The organism is Variovorax sp. Root411 (assembly GCF_001425205.1).
In the GTDB taxonomy this organism is placed as follows: domain Bacteria; phylum Pseudomonadota; class Gammaproteobacteria; order Burkholderiales; family Burkholderiaceae_C; genus Variovorax.
Genome location: NZ_LMDW01000015.1, coordinates 336,598 through 353,790, shown reverse-complemented (window position 1 = coordinate 353,790; position 17,193 = coordinate 336,598). Strand labels below are relative to the sequence as shown.

At 67.6% G+C, this 17,193-nt stretch carries 19 protein-coding genes; 9 read left to right on the top strand and 10 right to left on the bottom strand.

The window, feature by feature from the left end; translation table 11 throughout:
• Positions 1 to 57 precede the first annotated feature (57 nt).
• From ASC92_RS15745 to speD, 3 genes are read right to left on the bottom strand one after another with little or no spacing between them, the layout of a single operon-like run.
• Positions 58 to 1,458 (bottom strand): aminopeptidase P N-terminal domain-containing protein, encoded by a 1,401-nt coding sequence (locus ASC92_RS15745; protein WP_056517296.1) that lies wholly within the window; start codon positions 1,456 to 1,458, stop codon positions 58 to 60.
• Positions 1,455 to 2,168 (bottom strand): nucleotidyltransferase family protein, encoded by a 714-nt coding sequence (locus tag ASC92_RS15740; protein ID WP_056517882.1) that lies wholly within the window; start codon positions 2,166 to 2,168, stop codon positions 1,455 to 1,457. The genes ASC92_RS15745 and ASC92_RS15740 overlap by 4 nt, the downstream gene beginning before the upstream one ends.
• Positions 2,169 to 2,191: 23 nt before the next feature.
• Positions 2,192 to 2,572: an adenosylmethionine decarboxylase gene (gene speD / locus ASC92_RS15735; protein ID WP_056517294.1), complete on the bottom strand. Its 381-nt coding sequence runs from the start codon at positions 2,570 to 2,572 to the stop codon at positions 2,192 to 2,194.
• Positions 2,573 to 2,719: 147 nt separating this feature from the next.
• Between speD and ASC92_RS15730 the strand changes: the two genes are divergently transcribed.
• Together ASC92_RS15730 and gap are read left to right on the top strand one after the other, a co-directional pair.
• Positions 2,720 to 4,825: a transketolase family protein gene (locus ASC92_RS15730; protein ID WP_056517290.1), complete on the top strand. Its 2,106-nt coding sequence runs from the start codon at positions 2,720 to 2,722 to the stop codon at positions 4,823 to 4,825.
• Between the two features lie 59 nt (positions 4,826 to 4,884).
• A complete protein-coding gene (gene gap / locus ASC92_RS15725) occupies positions 4,885 to 5,886 on the top strand; it encodes a type I glyceraldehyde-3-phosphate dehydrogenase (RefSeq protein ID WP_056517288.1) in 1,002 nt (333 codons plus the stop codon).
• Positions 5,887 to 5,941: 55 nt separating this feature from the next.
• On the opposite strand, the gene ASC92_RS15720 is transcribed toward gap, so the two are convergent.
• From ASC92_RS15720 to ASC92_RS15710, 3 genes are all read right to left on the bottom strand, one after another.
• Positions 5,942 to 6,529 carry a hypothetical protein gene (locus ASC92_RS15720; protein WP_235505840.1) on the bottom strand — a complete coding sequence of 196 codons (588 nt, stop codon included), beginning with the start codon at positions 6,527 to 6,529 and terminating at the stop codon, positions 5,942 to 5,944.
• A gap of 53 nt (positions 6,530 to 6,582) precedes the next feature.
• The gene (locus tag ASC92_RS15715) at positions 6,583 to 7,176 is read right to left on the bottom strand and encodes a hypothetical protein (RefSeq protein ID WP_056517287.1); all 594 of its coding nucleotides are present in this window, start codon (positions 7,174 to 7,176) and stop codon (positions 6,583 to 6,585) included.
• Positions 7,177 to 7,278: 102 nt separating this feature from the next.
• Positions 7,279 to 7,587, bottom strand: a complete 309-nt coding sequence (locus ASC92_RS15710; RefSeq protein WP_056517286.1) for a putative quinol monooxygenase — start codon at positions 7,585 to 7,587, stop codon at positions 7,279 to 7,281.
• A 221-nt stretch (positions 7,588 to 7,808) separates the two neighbouring features.
• On the opposite strand from ASC92_RS15710, the gene ASC92_RS15705 reads away from it, so the two are divergent.
• The 3 genes from ASC92_RS15705 (at position 7,809) to ASC92_RS15695 (ending at position 10,386) form a co-directional block, all read left to right on the top strand.
• Positions 7,809 to 8,900, top strand: coding sequence for a tartrate dehydrogenase (locus ASC92_RS15705; protein WP_056517280.1), 1,092 nt, complete (start codon positions 7,809 to 7,811; stop codon positions 8,898 to 8,900).
• Between the two features lie 67 nt (positions 8,901 to 8,967).
• Positions 8,968 to 9,975 (top strand): tripartite tricarboxylate transporter substrate binding protein, encoded by a 1,008-nt coding sequence (locus ASC92_RS15700; protein ID WP_056517276.1) that lies wholly within the window; start codon positions 8,968 to 8,970, stop codon positions 9,973 to 9,975.
• 120 nt (positions 9,976 to 10,095) lie between these two features.
• Positions 10,096 to 10,386: a YciI family protein gene (locus ASC92_RS15695; RefSeq protein WP_056517273.1), complete on the top strand. Its 291-nt coding sequence runs from the start codon at positions 10,096 to 10,098 to the stop codon at positions 10,384 to 10,386.
• A 22-nt stretch (positions 10,387 to 10,408) separates the two neighbouring features.
• Here the strand turns inward: ASC92_RS15695 and ASC92_RS15690 are convergent, their stop codons facing one another.
• Together ASC92_RS15690 and ASC92_RS15685 are read right to left on the bottom strand one after the other, a co-directional pair.
• Positions 10,409 to 11,476, bottom strand: a complete 1,068-nt coding sequence (locus ASC92_RS15690) for a pirin family protein (RefSeq protein WP_056517272.1) — start codon at positions 11,474 to 11,476, stop codon at positions 10,409 to 10,411.
• Positions 11,477 to 11,604: 128 nt separating this feature from the next.
• On the bottom strand, positions 11,605 to 12,027 hold the full coding sequence (locus ASC92_RS15685) for a VOC family protein (protein WP_007828571.1): 423 nt from the start codon (positions 12,025 to 12,027) through the stop codon (positions 11,605 to 11,607).
• Between the two features lie 175 nt (positions 12,028 to 12,202).
• Between ASC92_RS15685 and ASC92_RS15680 the strand changes: the two genes are divergently transcribed.
• Positions 12,203 to 13,750 carry a CYTH and CHAD domain-containing protein gene (locus ASC92_RS15680; RefSeq protein WP_056517265.1) on the top strand — a complete coding sequence of 516 codons (1,548 nt, stop codon included), beginning with the start codon at positions 12,203 to 12,205 and terminating at the stop codon, positions 13,748 to 13,750.
• Positions 13,751 to 13,774: 24 nt separating this feature from the next.
• On the opposite strand, the gene ASC92_RS15675 is transcribed toward ASC92_RS15680, so the two are convergent.
• Both ASC92_RS15675 and ASC92_RS15670 read right to left on the bottom strand, forming a co-directional pair.
• Positions 13,775 to 14,251, bottom strand: coding sequence for an FKBP-type peptidyl-prolyl cis-trans isomerase (locus ASC92_RS15675; RefSeq protein WP_056517262.1), 477 nt, complete (start codon positions 14,249 to 14,251; stop codon positions 13,775 to 13,777).
• A gap of 40 nt (positions 14,252 to 14,291) precedes the next feature.
• Positions 14,292 to 15,218, bottom strand: a complete 927-nt coding sequence (locus tag ASC92_RS15670) for a LysR family transcriptional regulator (RefSeq protein ID WP_056517258.1) — start codon at positions 15,216 to 15,218, stop codon at positions 14,292 to 14,294.
• An 87-nt stretch (positions 15,219 to 15,305) separates the two neighbouring features.
• On the opposite strand from ASC92_RS15670, the gene ASC92_RS15665 reads away from it, so the two are divergent.
• From ASC92_RS15665 to ASC92_RS15655, 3 genes are read left to right on the top strand one after another with little or no spacing between them, the layout of a single operon-like run.
• On the top strand, positions 15,306 to 15,704 hold the full coding sequence (locus ASC92_RS15665; protein WP_056517253.1) for a DoxX family protein: 399 nt from the start codon (positions 15,306 to 15,308) through the stop codon (positions 15,702 to 15,704).
• A 31-nt stretch (positions 15,705 to 15,735) separates the two neighbouring features.
• Positions 15,736 to 16,320 carry an NADPH-dependent FMN reductase gene (locus ASC92_RS15660; protein WP_056517250.1) on the top strand — a complete coding sequence of 195 codons (585 nt, stop codon included), beginning with the start codon at positions 15,736 to 15,738 and terminating at the stop codon, positions 16,318 to 16,320.
• A complete protein-coding gene (locus ASC92_RS15655; RefSeq protein ID WP_056517245.1) occupies positions 16,320 to 17,174 on the top strand; it encodes a pirin family protein in 855 nt (284 codons plus the stop codon). The genes ASC92_RS15660 and ASC92_RS15655 overlap by 1 nt, the downstream gene beginning before the upstream one ends.
• Positions 17,175 to 17,193: the final 19 nt, after the last annotated feature.

Sequence of the window (17,193 nt, the reverse complement as noted above, 5' to 3'; positions counted from 1 at the left end):
CGTCATGCCGGCAGACCCGGGTTGCTTCGATGCCGCAACCCGAGGCCGGGCGAGCCGTCAAGCCCGCATCAGCGCCTCGATCTCGTCCGCCTTCACGGGCACGCCGCGCGAGATGAGTTCGCAGCCGGTGGCCGTGACGATCGCGTCGTCCTCGATGCGAATGCCGATGCCGTGGAACTGCTCCGGCACGCCGTCGGCGGGCCGCACGTAGATGCCGGGCTCCAGCGTCAGCACCATGCCCGGATGCAGGATGCGGCTCGGGCGGTTCTTGATGACCTCGTTCGACAGCGGATCCTTGCGCTCGCTCACCTCGCCGACCTGCGTGGGCTCGACGTAGCTGCCGCAATCGTGCACGTCCATGCCGAGCCAGTGGCCCGTGCGGTGCATGTAGAACTGGAAGTAGGCGCGCGAGTCGATCACGTCCTGCACGTTGCCGACCTTGTTGGCGTCGAGCAGGCCGAAGTCGAGCATGCCCTGCGCCAGCACCTTCACCGCGGCGTCGTGCGGGTCCGTGAAGCGGTTGCCGGCCTTGGTGACGGCGGCCGCGGCGTCCTGGCTGGCCAGCACAAGGTCGTACAGCGCGCGCTGCGGACCGCTGAACTTGCCGTCGGCCGGGAAGGTACGGGTGATGTCGCTCGCGTAGCCGTCGAGTTCGCAGCCGGCGTCGATCAGCACCAGCTCGCCCTTGCGCAGCGGCGCCGCATCGGCGCGGTAGTGCAGCACGCAGGCGTTGGCGCCGGCCGCGACGATGGAGTAGTAGGCCGGGTACTGCGAGCCGCCAAGGCGGAATTCGTGCAGCAGCTCGGCGTCGAGGTGGTACTCGCGCGCGTCCTTGCCCTCGCGCAGCATGCGGGCCGAGAGCTGCATCGCGCGCACGTGGCCGCGGGCGCTGATCTGCGCGGCGCGGCGCATGATGTCTTGCTCGTGCGCGTCCTTGATCAGGCGCATCTCGTCGAGCGGGCCGCACAGGTCGCGCTGCTCCTCGGGGCACAGCGCGCCGTAGCGCACGCGGGCGCGCACGGACTGCAGCCAACCGTCGATGCGGGTCTCGAGGCCCTTGTGGATCGCGAACGGAAACCACACGGTCGAGCGGTTCTCGAGCAGCTTCGGAAGCCTGGCATCGAGGTCGGCGACCGAGAAGGCTTCGTCGACACCGAGTGCCGCGGGCGCCGCGTCGGGGCCGAGGCGGTAGCCGTCCCAGATCTCGCGCTCCAGGTCCTTCGGCGCGCAGAACAGCGTGGCGCGGCCGTCGCCCGCCAGCACCAGCCAGGCGTTGGGCTCGGTGAAGCCGGTCAGGTAATAAAAGTAGCTGTCGTGGCGGTAGAGGAAATCGGTGTCGCGGTTGCGCGGGCGTTCGGGCGCGGTCGGGATGATCGCGATGCCGTCCTTGCCCAGCTGCGAGGCGAGGCGCGCGCGGCGCTCGGCGTAGATCGTGGTGGTGGCTGCTGCTGAAGTCATCTGCTTGGCGTGTTCAGTTGGGCGAGTCGTTCGGGGGTGCCCACATCGGTCCAGGGGCCGGTGTAGAGCTCGGCGCTCACGAGTTCATTGTCCATCGCGGCGCGCAGGATCGGCGCCAATGGGGCTTTGCGGCCGGCCGGGTTGCCGCTCGGGATGTCGCAGTACGGCGGCGCGAAGAGCTCGGCGCGGTACAGGCCGATGGTCGAGAAGGTGAACTTCCGGTCGGCCGTGTTGAGCGCGAGGCCCTCGGCAGACAAGCCGAAATCGCCCTTGAGGTTGTGCGCGGGGTTCGGCACCAGCCACAGGTGCGCGAGCTTGCCGCTGGCGATGAAGCGGTCGACCGAGTCTTGCGTGAAGGCGAAGCCAGGCGCGAACACGTCGCCGGCCGCGACCCAGAACACATCGCCGAGCAAGGGCAGCGCACGCACGATGCCGCCGGCCGTTTCGAGCGCGCCGCCGAAGTCGCGGCCCTCGTCGGAGTATGAAATCGACAGTGCCGATGGCCCCTGCAACAAGGGCTCGGCGCCGAAGCGCCCGGAGATCTGCGTGCCCAGCCAGTCCGTGTTGATCACCAGCTCGGTGAACCCGCCCACGGCCAGCGCCTCCATCGGCCACTGCATCAGTGGCTTGCCGCGCACTTCGAGCAGGGGCTTGGGGGTGGTGTCGGTCAGCGGCCGCATGCGCTCACCGCGACCAGCGGCAAGGATCATGGCGCGGACCCGGGTCGCCGCGCTCACGCCGGGACCCGTCCGCGCTGCAGTTCGTTGCGTTCGCTGTGGCGGGGCTGGAACAGCGCCACCAGGCATTCCATCAGCGCATGCGCCTTGGCCGAGTGGTCGCCGCTGAAATTGCACACGTACACGTCGAGCGTCACGCCGCGCTGCTCGGGCCAGGTGTGGATGCACAGGTGGGATTCGGCCAGCAGCACCGTGGCCGTGACCCCGCCCGGGCCCTGCGGCGTGGCCGGGAAACCGTGGACCAGCCTGCCCACCGCCTGCAGCCCGGCGGCGTCCACCGCCTTGAGGCAAACGGCGCCCAGGGCCTCCCGGTCGGTCAGCCATTGAAGGCCGCATTGGCAGTCGTGAAGGTCGGCGGTGAGGTGCAGCCCGTGCATGGGGCGCAACTCTAGCAGTCCGGCCGCTGCACAAAGGAGCATCGGCGGGGTGTTTGCCCTGTATCGGCGGGTGTCCGGGCTCGCCCGGTAAAATCGCGGGTTCCCCCCTATCCTCTCCCACCCTTTTCCCCCGAAAGTCCACCGCAAATGGCAAACCACGCCCTGATGGCCAACGCAATCCGCGCTCTGGCCATGGATGCCGTCCAACAAGCAAATTCCGGACATCCGGGCGCACCGATGGGCATGGCCGACATGGCCGTCGCACTCTGGGGCGAACACCTGCGCTACAACCCCGCCAACCCGCATTGGTTCGACCGCGACCGCTTCGTGCTGTCGAACGGCCATGCCTCGATGCTGCTGTACTCGGTGCTGCACCTCACGGGCTACGACCTGCCGATGGAGGAAATCAAGCACTTCCGCCAGCTGCACAGCAAGACCGCCGGCCACCCCGAAGTCGACGTGACGCCGGGCGTCGAAACCACCACCGGCCCGCTGGGCCAGGGCATCACCAACGCCGTGGGCTTCGCGCTGGCCGAGAAGCTGCTCGCCGCCGAGTTCAACCGCAATAGCCACAACGTCGTCGACCACCACACCTACGCTTTCCTGGGCGACGGTTGCATGATGGAAGGCATCAGCCACGAAGCCTGCGCCCTCGCTGGCGCCTGGCACCTGAACAAGCTGATCGCGCTGTACGACGACAACGGCATCAGCATCGACGGCCAGGTCAAGCCCTGGTTCATCGACAACACGGAAGAGCGCTTCAAGGCCTATGGCTGGAACGTCATCGGTCCGATCGACGGCAACGACGCCAAGGACGTGTCCAAGGCCATCGCCAAGGCCAAGAAGGAAGAATCGAAGCCCACGCTGATCATCTGCAAGACGACCATCGGCAAGGGCAGCCCGAACCGCGCCGGCACCGCCAAGGCGCACGGCGAGGCGCTGGGCGCCGAAGAAATCAAGCTCACCCGCGACGCGATCGACTGGCACTACCCGCCCTTCGAAGTCCCGGCCGAGGTGTACGCCGACTGGGACCACAAGGCCGAAGGCGCGAAGACCGAAGCCGCCTGGAACGACAAGTTCGCCGCCTATGCCGCCGCGTACCCCGAACTGGCCGCCGAGTTCACCCGCCGCATGAAGGGCGAGCTGCCCAGGGACTTCCACCAGGTGGCGTTCGACACCGTGGTGGCCGCCCACACCAGGGGCGAGACCGTCGCCAGCCGCAAGGCCAGCCAGCTCGCGCTGGAAGCCTTCACCGCCGCGCTGCCCGAAATGCTCGGCGGCAGTGCCGACCTGACCGGCTCGAACCTCACCAACACCAAGAGCACCGCCGCGCTGCGCTTCGACGCCAAGACCGGCGCCGTCGTGCTGAACGCGCCCGCCGCGCCGCTGGTGCTCCAGGGCGCCGAAGACGAAGCCGCACAAGGCGCTGCCGTCGAGCCGCCGCATGGCGGGATCGGCCGCCACATCAACTACGGCGTGCGCGAATTCGGCATGGCCGCCATCATGAACGGCGTGGCGCTGCACGGCGGCTACATCCCCTACGGCGGCACCTTCCTCACCTTCAGCGACTACAGCCGCAACGCCATCCGCATGGCCGCGCTGATGAAGCGCCGCGTGATCCACGTGTTCACGCACGACTCCATCGGCCTCGGCGAAGACGGCCCGACGCACCAGTCGATCGAGCACGCCGCGTCGCTGCGCCTGATTCCGAACCTCGACGTCTGGCGTCCGGGCGATACGGCCGAAACGGCCGTGGCCTGGGCCGTGGCGCTGCAGAACCAGTCGCGCCCGACCGCGCTGCTGCTGAGCCGCCAGAACATCGCCTATGCACCGAAGAGCGAGCTCGGCGACATCAGCCGCGGCGCCTACGTGCTGTCCGAGCCCGAAGTCGTCGGCCTGAAGAGCAAGAAGACGGCCGCCGTCATCATCGCCACCGGCTCCGAGGTGCCGCTCGCACTGGCAGCGCAGAAGCTGCTGGCCGAGAAGAAGATCGCCGTGCGCGTGGTGTCGATGCCCTCGACCACCACCTTCGATCGCCAGGACGTGGCCTACAAGAAGAGCGTGCTGCCGAAGAAGATCCCGCGCATCGCCGTGGAAATGGGCTGCACGGGCGGCTGGTGGAAGTACGGCTGCGCGGCCGTCGTCGGTATCGACACATACGGCGAATCGGCACCGGCACCGGCGCTGTTCAAGCATTTCGGGTTCACGGCGGAGAACGTTGCCGCCACGGTGGAAGCGGCACTGCGGGACTGATCCCGCCAAGCGTTTCTTCCCGTTCGATCAAAAGTTTTTCAACCTTAGGAGCAAGTCAGATGGCTATCAAACTCGGTATCAACGGCTTCGGCCGCATCGGTCGCAACGTGCTGCGCGCAGCCGTGCAGAACTTCAAGAACGACATCGAGATCGTTGCCATCAACGACCTGCTCGAGCCCGACTACCTTGCCTACATGCTCCAGTACGACTCGGTGCATGGCCGCTTCAAGGGCGAAGTGACGGTTGAAGGCAACACGCTGATCGTCAACGGCAAGAAGATCCGCCTGACGCAGGAGCGCGACCCGTCGCAGCTCAAGTGGAACGAAGTCGGCGCCGACATCGTGCTCGAATCGACCGGCCTGTTCCTCACGAAGGAAACGGCGCAGAAGCACATCGACGCGGGCGCCAAGAAGGTCATCCTGTCGGCACCGTCGAAGGACGACACCCCCATGTTCGTCTACGGCGTGAACGACAAGAAGTACGCCGGCGAAGCCATCATCAGCAACGCCAGCTGCACCACCAACTGCCTGGCGCCGCTGGCCAAGGTGCTGAACGACAAGTGGGGCATCAAGCGCGGCCTGATGACCACCGTGCACGCTGCCACCGCCACGCAGAAGACCGTGGACGGCCCGAGCAACAAGGACTGGCGCGGCGGCCGTGGCATCCTGGAAAACATCATTCCCTCGAGCACCGGCGCTGCCAAGGCCGTGGGCGTGGTGATCCCCGAGCTCAACAAGAAGCTCACGGGCATGAGCTTCCGCGTGCCGACCTCCGACGTGTCGGTGGTCGACTTGACGGTCGAGCTGGTGAAGGAAGCCACGTACAAGGAAATCTGCGCCGAAATGAAGGCACAGAGCGAAGGCGCGCTCAAGGGCGTGCTGGGCTACACCGAAGACAAGGTGGTGGCCACCGACTTCCGCGGCGACCCGCGCACCTCGATCTTCGACGCCGAAGCCGGCATTGCGCTGGACAGCACCTTCGTGAAGCTCGTGAGCTGGTACGACAACGAATGGGGCTACTCGAACAAGTGCCTGGAGATGGTGAAGGTCGTGTCGAAGTAAGGCTTTGCGGCTTCAATGAAGAACGCGCCCGAGGGCGCGTTTTTTCATGGTGCGTTCAATGCAGCAGCTTCTCGTTCCTGCGAACCTCGCTGCTCAATTGCGACGTCAGCCGCGTCGCAGCCCTTCGCGCCGCCAGCCCGAAGTCGCCCTTGAATTCGCCGAACTCCGCCGTGCCATTGCCCGCCGCGCGCACGCGCGTGACTTCGGCGCCTGCCGCATCGGTCACCACGCATGCCACCTCGGCGGTGAACGACGTCGGCGGCCAGCTGATCCACGACGACGAACTGGAAGCGGTGGTGATGCGCGGTGCGAACACCAGCGACACGCCCGTCGCCTCGTTCGCCTTCGCGTCGGCCGCGGTGCGCAGCACCACCACGTCGCGGTACACCGCGCGCAATGCGTCGCGTATCGACTTCTCGAGGTCGCGATACGGGTAGTAGCTCACGCGGTCGCCGCTGCCACCGGGCGTGATCACTTCCACGTCGCGGTCGGCGTCGGTCATCACATAGGCGACCTTCTTCGGGACCAGGTGCGCCTGCGAGCGCGGCGGCGCGGTCTCGGTGATCATGGTGATCGGGTGCACGCATCCCGCGAGCAGCAGGGCCGCGAACGCCGCGGTTGCGGCATGTCGAATCGCGGTCATTGGAAGAAAGAAGAACGGCATCATCGAAGCGCCTCCGGACCTTGGGGATGTCGTCAACGGCCGATGGCGGCCACGAACTGCGGATCGGCATACACCTCCCGCAGCAGGGCGCGCACGAGGCGCGGATACGCGGCCTGCCCCGCCGGCACGGCGACGATGTTCGCGTAGCTCGAATCGAAGGCGGTCTCCGCACGGTAGGTCTTGCGCAGGCGCTGCGTGGCGTCGCGCATGACGGTCACCTCCACGTCCATGCGGCCCGTGCCGTTGATGATGCCCAGGTCGATCTCGTTGGCCAGGATGCGCGCCGCGATGCGCGTCGGCGCCTTCGGGTCGTAGGCCGAGATTTCGCCGAGGTCGCGCATCAGCGCGTCCTGCAGGTACCGCGCGAAGCTGCCGCTGGGCGACACCAGCTTCGCGCCGCGCAGGCGCACCGTGTTGATCTTGTCTTCCGTGTCGATGGGCTGCGCCTTCGCGACGGCCACCATGCCGGGGCGCGTGGCCTCGAGCCGGTCGAGCGTCTCGTAGTCGGCCGCATAGGGCGGCGCGAGAAGCGGCGCGCAGCCGGTCGTCAGAAGAAAGGCTGCCAGCAGCCCACCGGGTGCGATGACAGCGCGCAAGCGGAAACCATGCGAATGAAAGATCGCCATGTCTTCGGTCCCTCTCTCCGTGGGCATCGGTGACGCCTGCTCTCCCGCCGCGACGGTAGCACGCATCGCGGCGCGCGCGAAGCCGGGCTTGCGCCTGCGGCCTCAGGCAGGTTCGAGCACGTGGATCAGCTTGCTCTCGACGAATTCCTTGGTCTTCTCTCCGTGGGCTTTCATGTGCGGGGCCACGGCATGCGCCTGCAGGTGCGCCAGCGTTTCCCACTTCTCGACGACGACGAAAGTGTCGGGCCCGAAGCTGGCCTTGGACGTCGGGACGCCTTGCGCATCGACCGCGGCGCCGTATTCGATGCAGCCCGCTTCGGCCAGGACGGCCGCGCGGTTCTCGGCGAAGGCTTCGAGCAGTCTGGCGCGCTGGCCGGGCTTGGCGGTGATGACGGCGACGACGTGAATCATTGAAAGAGTCTCCAGTGGGTAAAAGATGCGACGGTCGAATCTAAGAGAAACGGCGCCGCCATGCAGGTCCGGTCGGCGACAACACCAGGCCGCGCAGTCTCCCCATGTGCCTGTCCGATTGTTGAACTCAGGTTAACGATGGATTGACTTCGAGTGCGAATCGTTCGGTGCACCTGATCCTAAAGTGCCGGCTCCCCAGCAGCATTCCATGAAGGACATCGATGAGCAGCTACAGCATTGCCACCATTCCCGGCGACGGCATCGGCAAGGAAGTGATCCCGGCCGGACGTGAAGTGATGGAGGCGCTGGCCGCCGCCTCCAACGGCGCGCTGAACTTCACCTTCGAGGATTTCGGCTGGGGCGGAGACTACTTCCGCGAGCACGGCGTGATGATGCCGGCCGATGGCCTTGACGCACTGCGTGACAAGGACGCCATCCTCTTCGGCTCCGCCGGCGACCCGCACATTCCCGACCACATCACCCTCTGGGGCCTGCGCCTGAAGATCTGCCAGGGCTTCGACCAGTACGCCAACGTGCGCCCCACGCGCATCCTGCCGGGCATCGACGGCCCGCTCAAGCGCTGCGGCCCGGACGACCTGAACTGGGTCATCGTGCGCGAGAACTCCGAAGGCGAGTACGCCGGCGTCGGCGGCCGCGTGCACCAGGGCCACCCGATCGAAGCCGCCACCGACGTGAGCATGATGACCCGCGCGGGCGTCGAGCGGATCATGCGCTTCGCCTTCAAGCTGGCCCAGTCGCGCCCCCGCAAGCTGCTGACCGTCATCACCAAGAGCAACGCCCAGCGCCACGCGATGGTGATGTGGGACGAGATCGCGCTGCAGATCTCCAGGGAGTTCCCGGACGTCACCTGGGACAAGGAACTGGTCGACGCTTCGACTGCACGCATGATCAACCGGCCGGCATCGATGGACACCATCGTCGCGACCAACCTGCACGCCGACATCCTCAGCGACCTTGCGGCCGCGCTGGCGGGCAGCCTGGGCATTGCGCCCACCGGCAACATCGACCCGGAGCGGCGCTACCCCTCCATGTTCGAGCCGATCCACGGCTCGGCCTTCGACATCATGGGCAAGGGGCTGGCCAATCCGGTCGGCACCTTCTGGTCCGTCGTGATGCTGCTCGAGCACCTGGGCGAAGCCCAGGCCGCGCGCCGCGTGATGGAGGCCGTGGAGCACGTCACCGCGAACCGGTCGCTGCACACGCGCGACCTCGGCGGCAACGCCACCACCGCGCAGGTGACACGCGCCGTGTGCGAGCACATCGCCAGTGCGCGGCAAAGCCACTCGGCCTGAACCCAGGCCGCGCCGCAGCGTGCCTCGATGCACGCAGGCACGACAACAACGAGCCAGAGACAAGACCATGACCGCTTCTTCTTTTCCTTTCATCCAGGGCCGGCGCACCGTGCTGCAGGCCGGCGCCATGGCGCTCGGCCTCGGCGCTGCCGCACTGGCCTTCGCGCAGCCGGCCGCCTGGCCCACGCGGCCCATCAGCCTCGTCGTGCCCTTCCCGGCCGGCGGCACCACCGATGTGCTGGCCCGTGCGCTGGCCGAAAAGCTGTCGCAGTCGTTCGGCCAGCCTGTCGTGGTCGAGAGCAGGCCCGGCGCGGGCGCCACACTCGGCGCCGATTACGTCGCCAAGGCCAAGCCCGATGGCTACACCCTGCTGATGGGCGCGGTGCACCACACCATCGCCACCAGCGTCTACAAGAAGCTGCCCTACGATTTCCAGAAAGACCTGGCGCCGATCACCGTGGTGGCCATGGTGCCCAACGTGCTGGTCATCAACGCGGCCAATACGCCCGCGAAGAACGTGGCCGAGCTGGTTGCGCTCGCCAAGGCCGCGCCCGGCAAGCTGGCCTACGGCTCCAACGGCAACGGCACGGCGCAGCACCTGATCGGCACGCAGTTTCAGGCCAGCACGGGCACCTCGCTGCTGCACGTGCCGTACAAGGGCAGCGGCCCGCTCACCACCGACCTGCTCGGCGGGCAGGTGGCCATGTCCTTCGACACCATCACGCCGGTGCTGCAGCACATCAAGGGCGGCAAGCTGCGCGCGCTGGCCGTGACCACCGCGCGCCGCTCGTCGGTGCTGCCCGACGTGCCGACGCTGGAAGAGGCGGGGCTCAAGGGCTTCGACATCGGCACCTGGTTCGGCGTGCTCGCGCCGGCAGCCACGCCGAAGGAGATCGTTGCGCGGCTCAACACCGAGATGGTGAAGATCATCAAATCGCCCGACTTCGCTCAGCGCATGCAGGCCATCGGCGCCGAGCCGCTGGGCGGCACGCAGGAAGAGATGGCGCGGCAGATCCGCGAAGAAACCGCCAAATTCGGGAAGCTGGTGAAAGAAGGCGGCGTGACGATCGAGTAGGCCGCGGGGCGGGCGGCCGCAAGAAGCGGTTCGTTACCTGCAAGACACACACCGGCGGCGCCGGCACCGTGCGCAGGCCATAGGATCGGGGCCTTCGAATTCATCGCCGCCGTCCTGCCCATGTTCATCGTCACCCTCACCTACACCCGCCCCCTCGAAGAGGTCGATGCGCTGATGGACCCGCACATGACCTGGCTCAAGAAGCACTACGAAAGCGGATTGTTCGTGGCGTCGGGGCGGCAGGTGCCGCGTACGGGCGGCGTGATCCTCGCGCGTTCGGGCGACCGCGAGGGGCTCGAATCGGTGCTGGCGCGCGACCCGTTCGTGCAGGGCGGCGTCGCGCGGGTGGACGTGACCGAGTTCGTGCCGAGCATGACTGCTCCCGGCATGGAAGCCCTGAAAAAATTCTGATCGCCCGCCTCATCCTCTCCGGTCAGCCTGCGGGCGTTTCCTTGCGGCCGTCCGGATGGAGCGCAAAGCGCGCAGCCTCGCGGCCGTGCACCGGCGCCGGGTCGTTCCACGGCCAGCCGCCGAACTGCGTGCGCCGGTAGTCGGCCATGGTCTGGCTGATCTCGGCCTGCGTGTTCATCACGAAGGGGCCGTACTGCGCCACCGGCTCTGCGATCGGGCGGCCCTGCAGCACGAGGAATTCGCTGGCTTCGTCGTCGCCGTTGACCAGCTCGACCGCGGCATCCGCGCGCAGCTCGACGGCGGCCGGGCCTTCGATGCGCTGGCCGGCGATGTACGCCATCGCGCCCTTGAAGAAATAGAGCATCCGTCGCGTGCCCTCGCCCGTGGCGGCCGGCAGCGTCCATTGCGCGCCGGGCGTCATCTTCAGCGTCCAGATCGCCACGTCGGCACCGGCCTGCGCGGCCCATGAATCGGGTGGCGGCGAAAGCGGGTGGATCGGCTCCTGGCCGTCCGCTGCATCGCCGAGGCGGCCTGCGATCACCGCGACCTCGGTGCGCCCGCCCTTCGCGTCATCGGATGCGAAGCGCGGAATGGCCTCCGACCAGAACATCGTGAAGTGCGGCTCGGCCATCTTGTTCTTCGCGGGCAGGTTGAGCCAGATCTGGAACAGCTCGAGCGGATTGGCCGCGCCGTTGTCGAGCAGCGGGAACATCTCCGAATGCACGATGCCCTTGCCGGCCGTGAGCCACTGCACGTCGCCGCCGCCGAAGCGCGCGGTGGCGCCCAGCGAATCGGAATGGTCGACCAGCCCCTTGCGCACGATGGTCACGGTCTCGAAGCCGCGGTGCGGGTGCGAGGGAAAGCCCGGCACCGTGTCGCCGTGGTACATGCTCCAGCCGTCCTTGCGGCTGAAGTCCTGGCCGATCTGGCGGCCGGCCAGCGAGGCCTCGGGGCCCATGCGGCCGTTGGCCTTCGGGTAGGCGTCGTCGTGGTACACGCAGAACAGGAACGGGTCGATCGTCTGCCACGGGAAACCGAGGGGTGCGACCTTCACGATGGGGCTGTTGCGCTCGTTGTTGTTGTCGGACATGCGGTTGTTCCTTTCCAGGTGAGGCTCGGCCGATGATGCCGTGCCGGTGCCTGGAATATCGGGCCGCCGCCGCCTTCCGGTAGACGCCTTCCCTGCAACAGTGAAGAGCGCGTATGGAACGATCGGCATCAGGGGTTCTGATGCGTCACGGCGGCGTTCGGGTCCATGTACATCAGCTCCCAGAGGTGGCCGTCGATGTCCTGGAAGCCGTGGCCGTACATGAAGCCGTAGTCCTGCGGCTCGCGCGGCACCGTGCCGCCGGCGGCCACCGCCTTGGCGACCATGGCGTCGACCTCGGCGCGGCTCTCGCACGACAGGCACAGCAGCACCTCGGTGCTCTTGCTGGTGTCGGTGAGGCTCTTGGTCGTGAAGGTCTTGAAGAAGTCCTCGACCAGCAGCATGGCGTGGATGCTGTCTTTCTGGATCACCATGCACGCCGCATTCGCATCGGTGAACTGTTCGTTGAAGGTGTAGCCCAGCGCGGCGAAGAAAGCCTTGGACTTCTCCAGGTTCTTGACGGGGAGGTTCACGAAGATCTGCTTGTTGGCCATGGTGTTTTCCTGTGTCGATGAAGGGTTGGATTGGCTGCTTGCCGGCATATTTGTGTACGCCGTCCACAAAAGATATCAAAGAAAATGGACGGTGTCCACATCTTCTTTCGATCGAGCGGATCGGGCGCACTGCGAGCCACTGCGGGGAGCGAAAAAGGCGGAGCATCATGGCTTCATGGAAATCGAGTTCAAGTTCTGCATTCCCCCCGGCCGCCTGAAAGCCGTCGAAGCCGCCCTGAAGCGCGGCGCCGTCGTGCGCACCCGCCTGCAGGCCCGCTATTTCGACACCGCCGACCAGCGGCTGGCCGCCCACGGCATGGTGCTGCGGCTGCGCAAGGAGGGACCGCGCTGGGTGCAGACGGTGAAGGCCGCCGGCGACAACGCCCTGCACCGCCTGGAGCACAACGTCGACCTGGGCGCGGCGGGCGCGGCGCCGCAGATCGATCCGCAGCGCCACCAGGGCACGCCCGTGGGTGACCGGCTCGCGAAGCTGCTGGCCGACGGCGGTGGCGCGCCGCTGGTCGAGCGGCAATCGACCGACATCGTGCGGCTCACGCGCGACGTGCGCGTTGCGGGGCCCGATGGCGCGGTGGTGGAAATGGCACTCGACGTCGGCAAGGTCGTCGCGCACGCCGGCACGCCCGGGCAGCGCGAATCGCCGGTGTGCGAGTTGGAGCTCGAACTGAAGCGCGGCGACGTGCAGGGCCTCGTGTCGCTCGCGCGGCGCTGGTCGCAGCAGCATGGACTGTGGTTCAGCACGGTGTCCAAGGCGGAGCGCGGGGCGCGCTTGCTGGCGGCGCAGGAGACCGTGGAGGCGGTGAAGGCCGAAGCCCCGCGATTCAGCGCGCAGCACCCCGACGGGCGGGGCATTCAACAGGCCGTGGTGGCATCGTGCCTGGCGCAGATGCTGCCCAATGCCAGCGAGATCGCAGCGGGCAGCGCGGACGAAGAGCAGATCCACCAGTTGCGCATCGGCATCCGCCGGCTGCGCACGGCGCTGCGCGAACTGGCTGGGCTCGACACGGCTTCGGACCTGTTCGACGCGGCCAATTGGGAGCCGCCGCTGGTCGACGCCTTCCGCGCGCTCGGGGCATTGCGCGACCGCGAACAGGTCGTGAAGCTCGCGCAGCCCCGATTGAGCGAGGCCGGCGCGCCGGATCTCGACCCGCTGGCCGGCGACGACACGGCAGCCCACACCCCCTCGCCCGGCGACGTCGTGCGCGCCCCGGCATTCCAGAACGTGCTCGTTTCGCTGATCGGCTTTACTGCCGCGAAGCCCGCGGAAGCATCATCGGAATCCGCACCGATCGACGCCGATGCAGCCCTCCGCCTGCTGCGTGCACACCTGCAGCACCTGCACAAACAGGTGCGGCGCGACGGCAAGCGCTTCGAGTCGCTCGACACCGAAAGCCAGCACCGCGTACGCAAGCGCCTCAAGCGCTTGCGCTACCTCGCCGAGTTCGTGGCGCCGCTGTTCGATGAAAAGGAAGACGGCGGCACCGCCAGCCGCTACCTGAAAGCCCTGCGCCCCGCACAGGACGCGCTGGGCGAATTCAACGACGAGGCCGTCGCGCTCGCGCTGTATCGCGAAGCCGCCGCGCGCGATGCGCGTGCGTGGTTTGCGGTGGGTTGGTTCTCCGCGCGCCATGCGGACGGCGCAAGGGCCTGCCGCAAGGCGCTGGAGAAGATCGGGGATGCGCAGCGGTTCTGGAAGAAGAGCTGAACTGAACGGCCGGGGGCCTGTCGTTCAGTGATGGTGCCCGTGCGCCCCATGCACATGCCGGTGCTCGATTTCCACCGGCAGCGCCGCGCGCACCTCCGTCACCTGCAGGCTGAACTTAAGCGCTTTGCCGGCCCACGGATGGTTGCCGTCGAGCAGCACGACCGGGCCCTTGATCTTGGTGACCGTGAAGACATGCTCGCGCCCATCGTCGAGCCGGCCCTGCAGTTGCCCGCCCACTTTCACGCCCGGCGGAAAGTCGGTCTTGGGAATGCTGCGCACCAGCGTTTCGTCGCGCTGGCCGAAGGCGTCTTCGGGCGAGAGGTTCAGCACGGTCTGGTAGCCCATTTCCTTGCCATCGAGCGCTTCCTCGATCTTCGGCAGCGTGTTCTCGTACCCGCCATGCAGGTAGGCCATGGGCTCGGGGCTGGCTTCGATGAGCTTGCCCTGGGCGTCGGAGACCTTGTACTTGATGGTGACGACGGTGTCTTTTTCGATTTTCATGGGGTGGCATTTTCAGTGGAAACGAAAAAGGCGCCGGCGCTCAGGCCTTCGGCGGAGGCGGAGGCTCCTGCAGCACGTCGATCTGGTCGAGCTTGCCGATCACCAGGTCGATGAACGCCGACACCGCCAGCGGCAGGTGCTTGCGGCTCGGGTACACCACACTGAGCCCTCGGCCGGTGTACCGGTACTGCGGCAGCACACGCACCAGCCGTCCTTCCTGTTCGTCGCGCGTCGCCATCGCCGGCGGCAGCTGCGCGATGCCCAGCCCGGCCAGCGCCGCCTTGCGCAGTGCCTGCGCCGTATTGCCGGTGAATCGCCCGGTGACCTGCACTTCTTCTTCGACCCCATCGGGGCCTGCAAGGCGCCAGGTGGTGGTGCCGGTTGCGTGTGGCGGTGTCACGCAGTCATGGTTCGCGAGGTCCTGCAGGTTCCGGGGCTCGCCGCGCCGCGCGATGTAGTCGGGACTTGCCAGCAGGCCGCCGTTGCGCGTTGCCAGCCGCCGGCCGATGTAGCCCGAATCGCGCAGCACGCCGCCCCGGAAGGCCACGTCGATCTGTTCCGCGATGAGGTCTGCGCTCGCGTCGCTGAGCACGAAGTCGAGCTTGACCAGCGGATGCGCGGCCAGAAAGTCCGACACCCATTCCATCGGGAAGAAATCGAAGAAATCCGCCGGCGCGGCCACGCGCACGAGGCCGCTGGGCTCCTGCCCTCCGGCGACCAGCGCCTGCCCGGCCGCTACCAGCCCGTCGATCGACCCCGCGCACTGGTCATGAAACTCCCGCCCGGCGCTGGTCAGCGTCAGCTTGCGGGTCGAGCGCTGCATCAGCCGCGTGCCGAGCTGCGACTCGAGCTGCTGGATGCGCCGGCTGACCGTGTTCGGCGGCAGGCCCTGCCGCCGGGCCGCTTCGGCGAAGCTGCCGTGGCGCACTACCTGCACGAACAAGGCGATGTCGTTGAGATCGAACATGAGGGGTTGATTCCTTCGAGCTGTGGACGAGTGCAATCCGACTCTACCGTCTAGTCGATCAATGGGTGCGTGCCTAACCTTGTGCCCATGACTTCCACATCACTTCCTTCTCCCTCCTCCACCCCGGTGCAGCGCCGCATCGTCTGGGGCGTCCGCATCCTTCTGGCGCTGGCTTTCGGCGCCGCGGGCGCCGCCAAGCTGGCCGGCGCGCAGCAGATGGTCCAGGTGTTCGACGCGATCGGCTTCGGCCAGTGGTTCCGCTACCTGACCGGACTGGTCGAGGTCGGCGGGGCGTTGCTGCTGCTGGTGCCCGCGACCGGCTTCCTCGGCGGCCTGCTGCTGGCCGCGACCATGGTCTGCGCCGTGGCCATGCACCTCGTGCTGATCGGCGGCAACCCCGCGCCGGCGGTGGTGTTGGGGCTGCTGTCGGGCTTCGTAGCCTGGCGGCTGCGTCCCGCGTCCAGGCGGGCTGTCATGGCCGCCTGACCCCTTTTCTTCAACGTTCCCGGAGTACCCCATGACACAGCAGCAACCCCGTATCGGCGTCATCCTCGGCTCCACCCGCGAAGGCCGCTTCGGCGAGAAGCCCGCGCAATGGATTCATGAGATCGCAAAGCAGCGCATCGACCTCGCCTTCGAGCTGGTCGACCTGCGCGACCATCCGCTGCCCTTCTTCAACGAGGCGGGCGCGCCGGCCTGGGGGCCGGTAAAGAACGAGGCCGCGCAGCGCTGGCAGGCGAAGCTGGCCACCTTCGACGGTCTTGTCGTCGTGACGCCCGAATACAACCACGGCCCGAGCGCGGTGCTGAAGAACGCGATCGACTGGGCCTACAAGGAATTCATCCGCAAGCCGATCGGCTTCGTGGGCTACGGCGGGGTGGGCGCGGCGCGCGCGATCGAGCAGCTGCGGCTGGTGGCCGTCGAGATGCAGATGGCGCCCGTGCGCAACGCCGTGCACATCGGCATGGTCGAGTTCCTGGGCATCTGGCAGCAGGGCAAGAGCTTCGGCGACTTCCCCCACCTTGCGCAGGCCGCCACCGCCATGCTCGACGACATCGCCTGGTGGACCAAGGCACTGAAGAACGCGAGGGAGGCCGCATGATGACCACCGCTGTCGAAACACCGGCCCGCGCCATCGTCTACCGCACGCGCGGCTCGCGCCATGGCGGCATCACACGGCTGATGAGCCCCGGCGACCTGGGCGAATTCCTCAAGCCCTTCGTGTTCCTCGACCTCTTCGGCTTCGACGTCACGGGCGGCCACAAGGGCTTCGGGCTGCACCCGCACTCGGGCATCGCCACGTTGACCTGGCTGATGGAGGGCGACACGCTGTATGAAGACACGACCGGCGAGCAAGGCACGCTGCTCGGCGGCGGCGTCGAGTGGATGCGCGCCGGCAACGGCGTATGGCACACCGGCGCACCCGCGCCGGGCGTGGAGCGCGTGCGCGGCTTCCAGCTGTGGGTGGCGCTGCCGGCCTCGGAAGAGAACGCACCGGCGCAGAGCATGTACCTCGCGCCCTCGCAGGTGCCGAAGGAAGGCCCGGCGCGCGTGCTGCTCGGGCGCTACGGTGCGGCGCAGAGCGCGATTGCCGCGCCGGCGTCGATGAACTACCTGGCCGTGGAGCTGAAGGACGGCGAGCGTTGGCGCTACACGCCGCCCGCGGGCCACACGGTGGGCTGGGTCGCGGTCAACGCCGGCGGGCTCGAAGCGGACGACGGCACGGGCGGTCCGATCGTCGCCGGCGAACTCGCGGTCTTCGAAGAGTCCGAAGAGGCCATCGATTTCGTGGCCCGTGGCGATACGGCCTTCGTGCTGGGTTCGGCGGTGAAGCATCCGCACGAGTTGGCGATGGGCCACTACTCGGTGCACACCAGCCAGGCGGCGCTCGACCAGGGCGAGGCCGAGATCCGGGGCATCGGTGCGCGGCTGCGCGCAGAAGGCCGCCTGCCCTAGCACTTCATCGGTGCGCCTG

Bases quoted from the DNA above. Each gene is read 5' to 3' on its own strand.
- ASC92_RS15730 (WP_056517290.1), top strand. From the start codon at position 2,720: ATGGCAAACCACGCCCTGATGGCCAACGCAATCCGCGCTCTGGCCATG.
- ASC92_RS15690 (WP_056517272.1), bottom strand. From the start codon at position 11,476: ATGTCCGACAACAACAACGAGCGCAACAGCCCCATCGTGAAGGTCGCA.
- ASC92_RS15655 (WP_056517245.1), top strand. From the start codon at position 16,320: ATGACCACCGCTGTCGAAACACCGGCCCGCGCCATCGTCTACCGCACG.
- ASC92_RS15710 (WP_056517286.1), bottom strand. From the start codon at position 7,587: ATGATTCACGTCGTCGCCGTCATCACCGCCAAGCCCGGCCAGCGCGCC.
- ASC92_RS15720 (WP_235505840.1), bottom strand. From the start codon at position 6,529: ATGACCGCGATTCGACATGCCGCAACCGCGGCGTTCGCGGCCCTGCTG.
- ASC92_RS15740 (WP_056517882.1), bottom strand. From the start codon at position 2,168: ATGATCCTTGCCGCTGGTCGCGGTGAGCGCATGCGGCCGCTGACCGAC.
- ASC92_RS15675 (WP_056517262.1), bottom strand. From the start codon at position 14,251: ATGAAAATCGAAAAAGACACCGTCGTCACCATCAAGTACAAGGTCTCC.
- ASC92_RS15680 (WP_056517265.1), top strand. From the start codon at position 12,203: ATGGAAATCGAGTTCAAGTTCTGCATTCCCCCCGGCCGCCTGAAAGCC.
- ASC92_RS15685 (WP_007828571.1), bottom strand. From the start codon at position 12,027: ATGGCCAACAAGCAGATCTTCGTGAACCTCCCCGTCAAGAACCTGGAG.
- ASC92_RS15715 (WP_056517287.1), bottom strand. From the start codon at position 7,176: ATGGCGATCTTTCATTCGCATGGTTTCCGCTTGCGCGCTGTCATCGCA.
- ASC92_RS15695 (WP_056517273.1), top strand. From the start codon at position 10,096: ATGTTCATCGTCACCCTCACCTACACCCGCCCCCTCGAAGAGGTCGAT.
- gap (WP_056517288.1), top strand. From the start codon at position 4,885: ATGGCTATCAAACTCGGTATCAACGGCTTCGGCCGCATCGGTCGCAAC.
- ASC92_RS15670 (WP_056517258.1), bottom strand. From the start codon at position 15,218: ATGTTCGATCTCAACGACATCGCCTTGTTCGTGCAGGTAGTGCGCCAC.
- ASC92_RS15660 (WP_056517250.1), top strand. From the start codon at position 15,736: ATGACACAGCAGCAACCCCGTATCGGCGTCATCCTCGGCTCCACCCGC.
- speD (WP_056517294.1), bottom strand. From the start codon at position 2,572: ATGCACGGGCTGCACCTCACCGCCGACCTTCACGACTGCCAATGCGGC.
- ASC92_RS15665 (WP_056517253.1), top strand. From the start codon at position 15,306: ATGACTTCCACATCACTTCCTTCTCCCTCCTCCACCCCGGTGCAGCGC.
- ASC92_RS15745 (WP_056517296.1), bottom strand. From the start codon at position 1,458: ATGACTTCAGCAGCAGCCACCACCACGATCTACGCCGAGCGCCGCGCG.
- ASC92_RS15705 (WP_056517280.1), top strand. From the start codon at position 7,809: ATGAGCAGCTACAGCATTGCCACCATTCCCGGCGACGGCATCGGCAAG.
- ASC92_RS15700 (WP_056517276.1), top strand. From the start codon at position 8,968: ATGACCGCTTCTTCTTTTCCTTTCATCCAGGGCCGGCGCACCGTGCTG.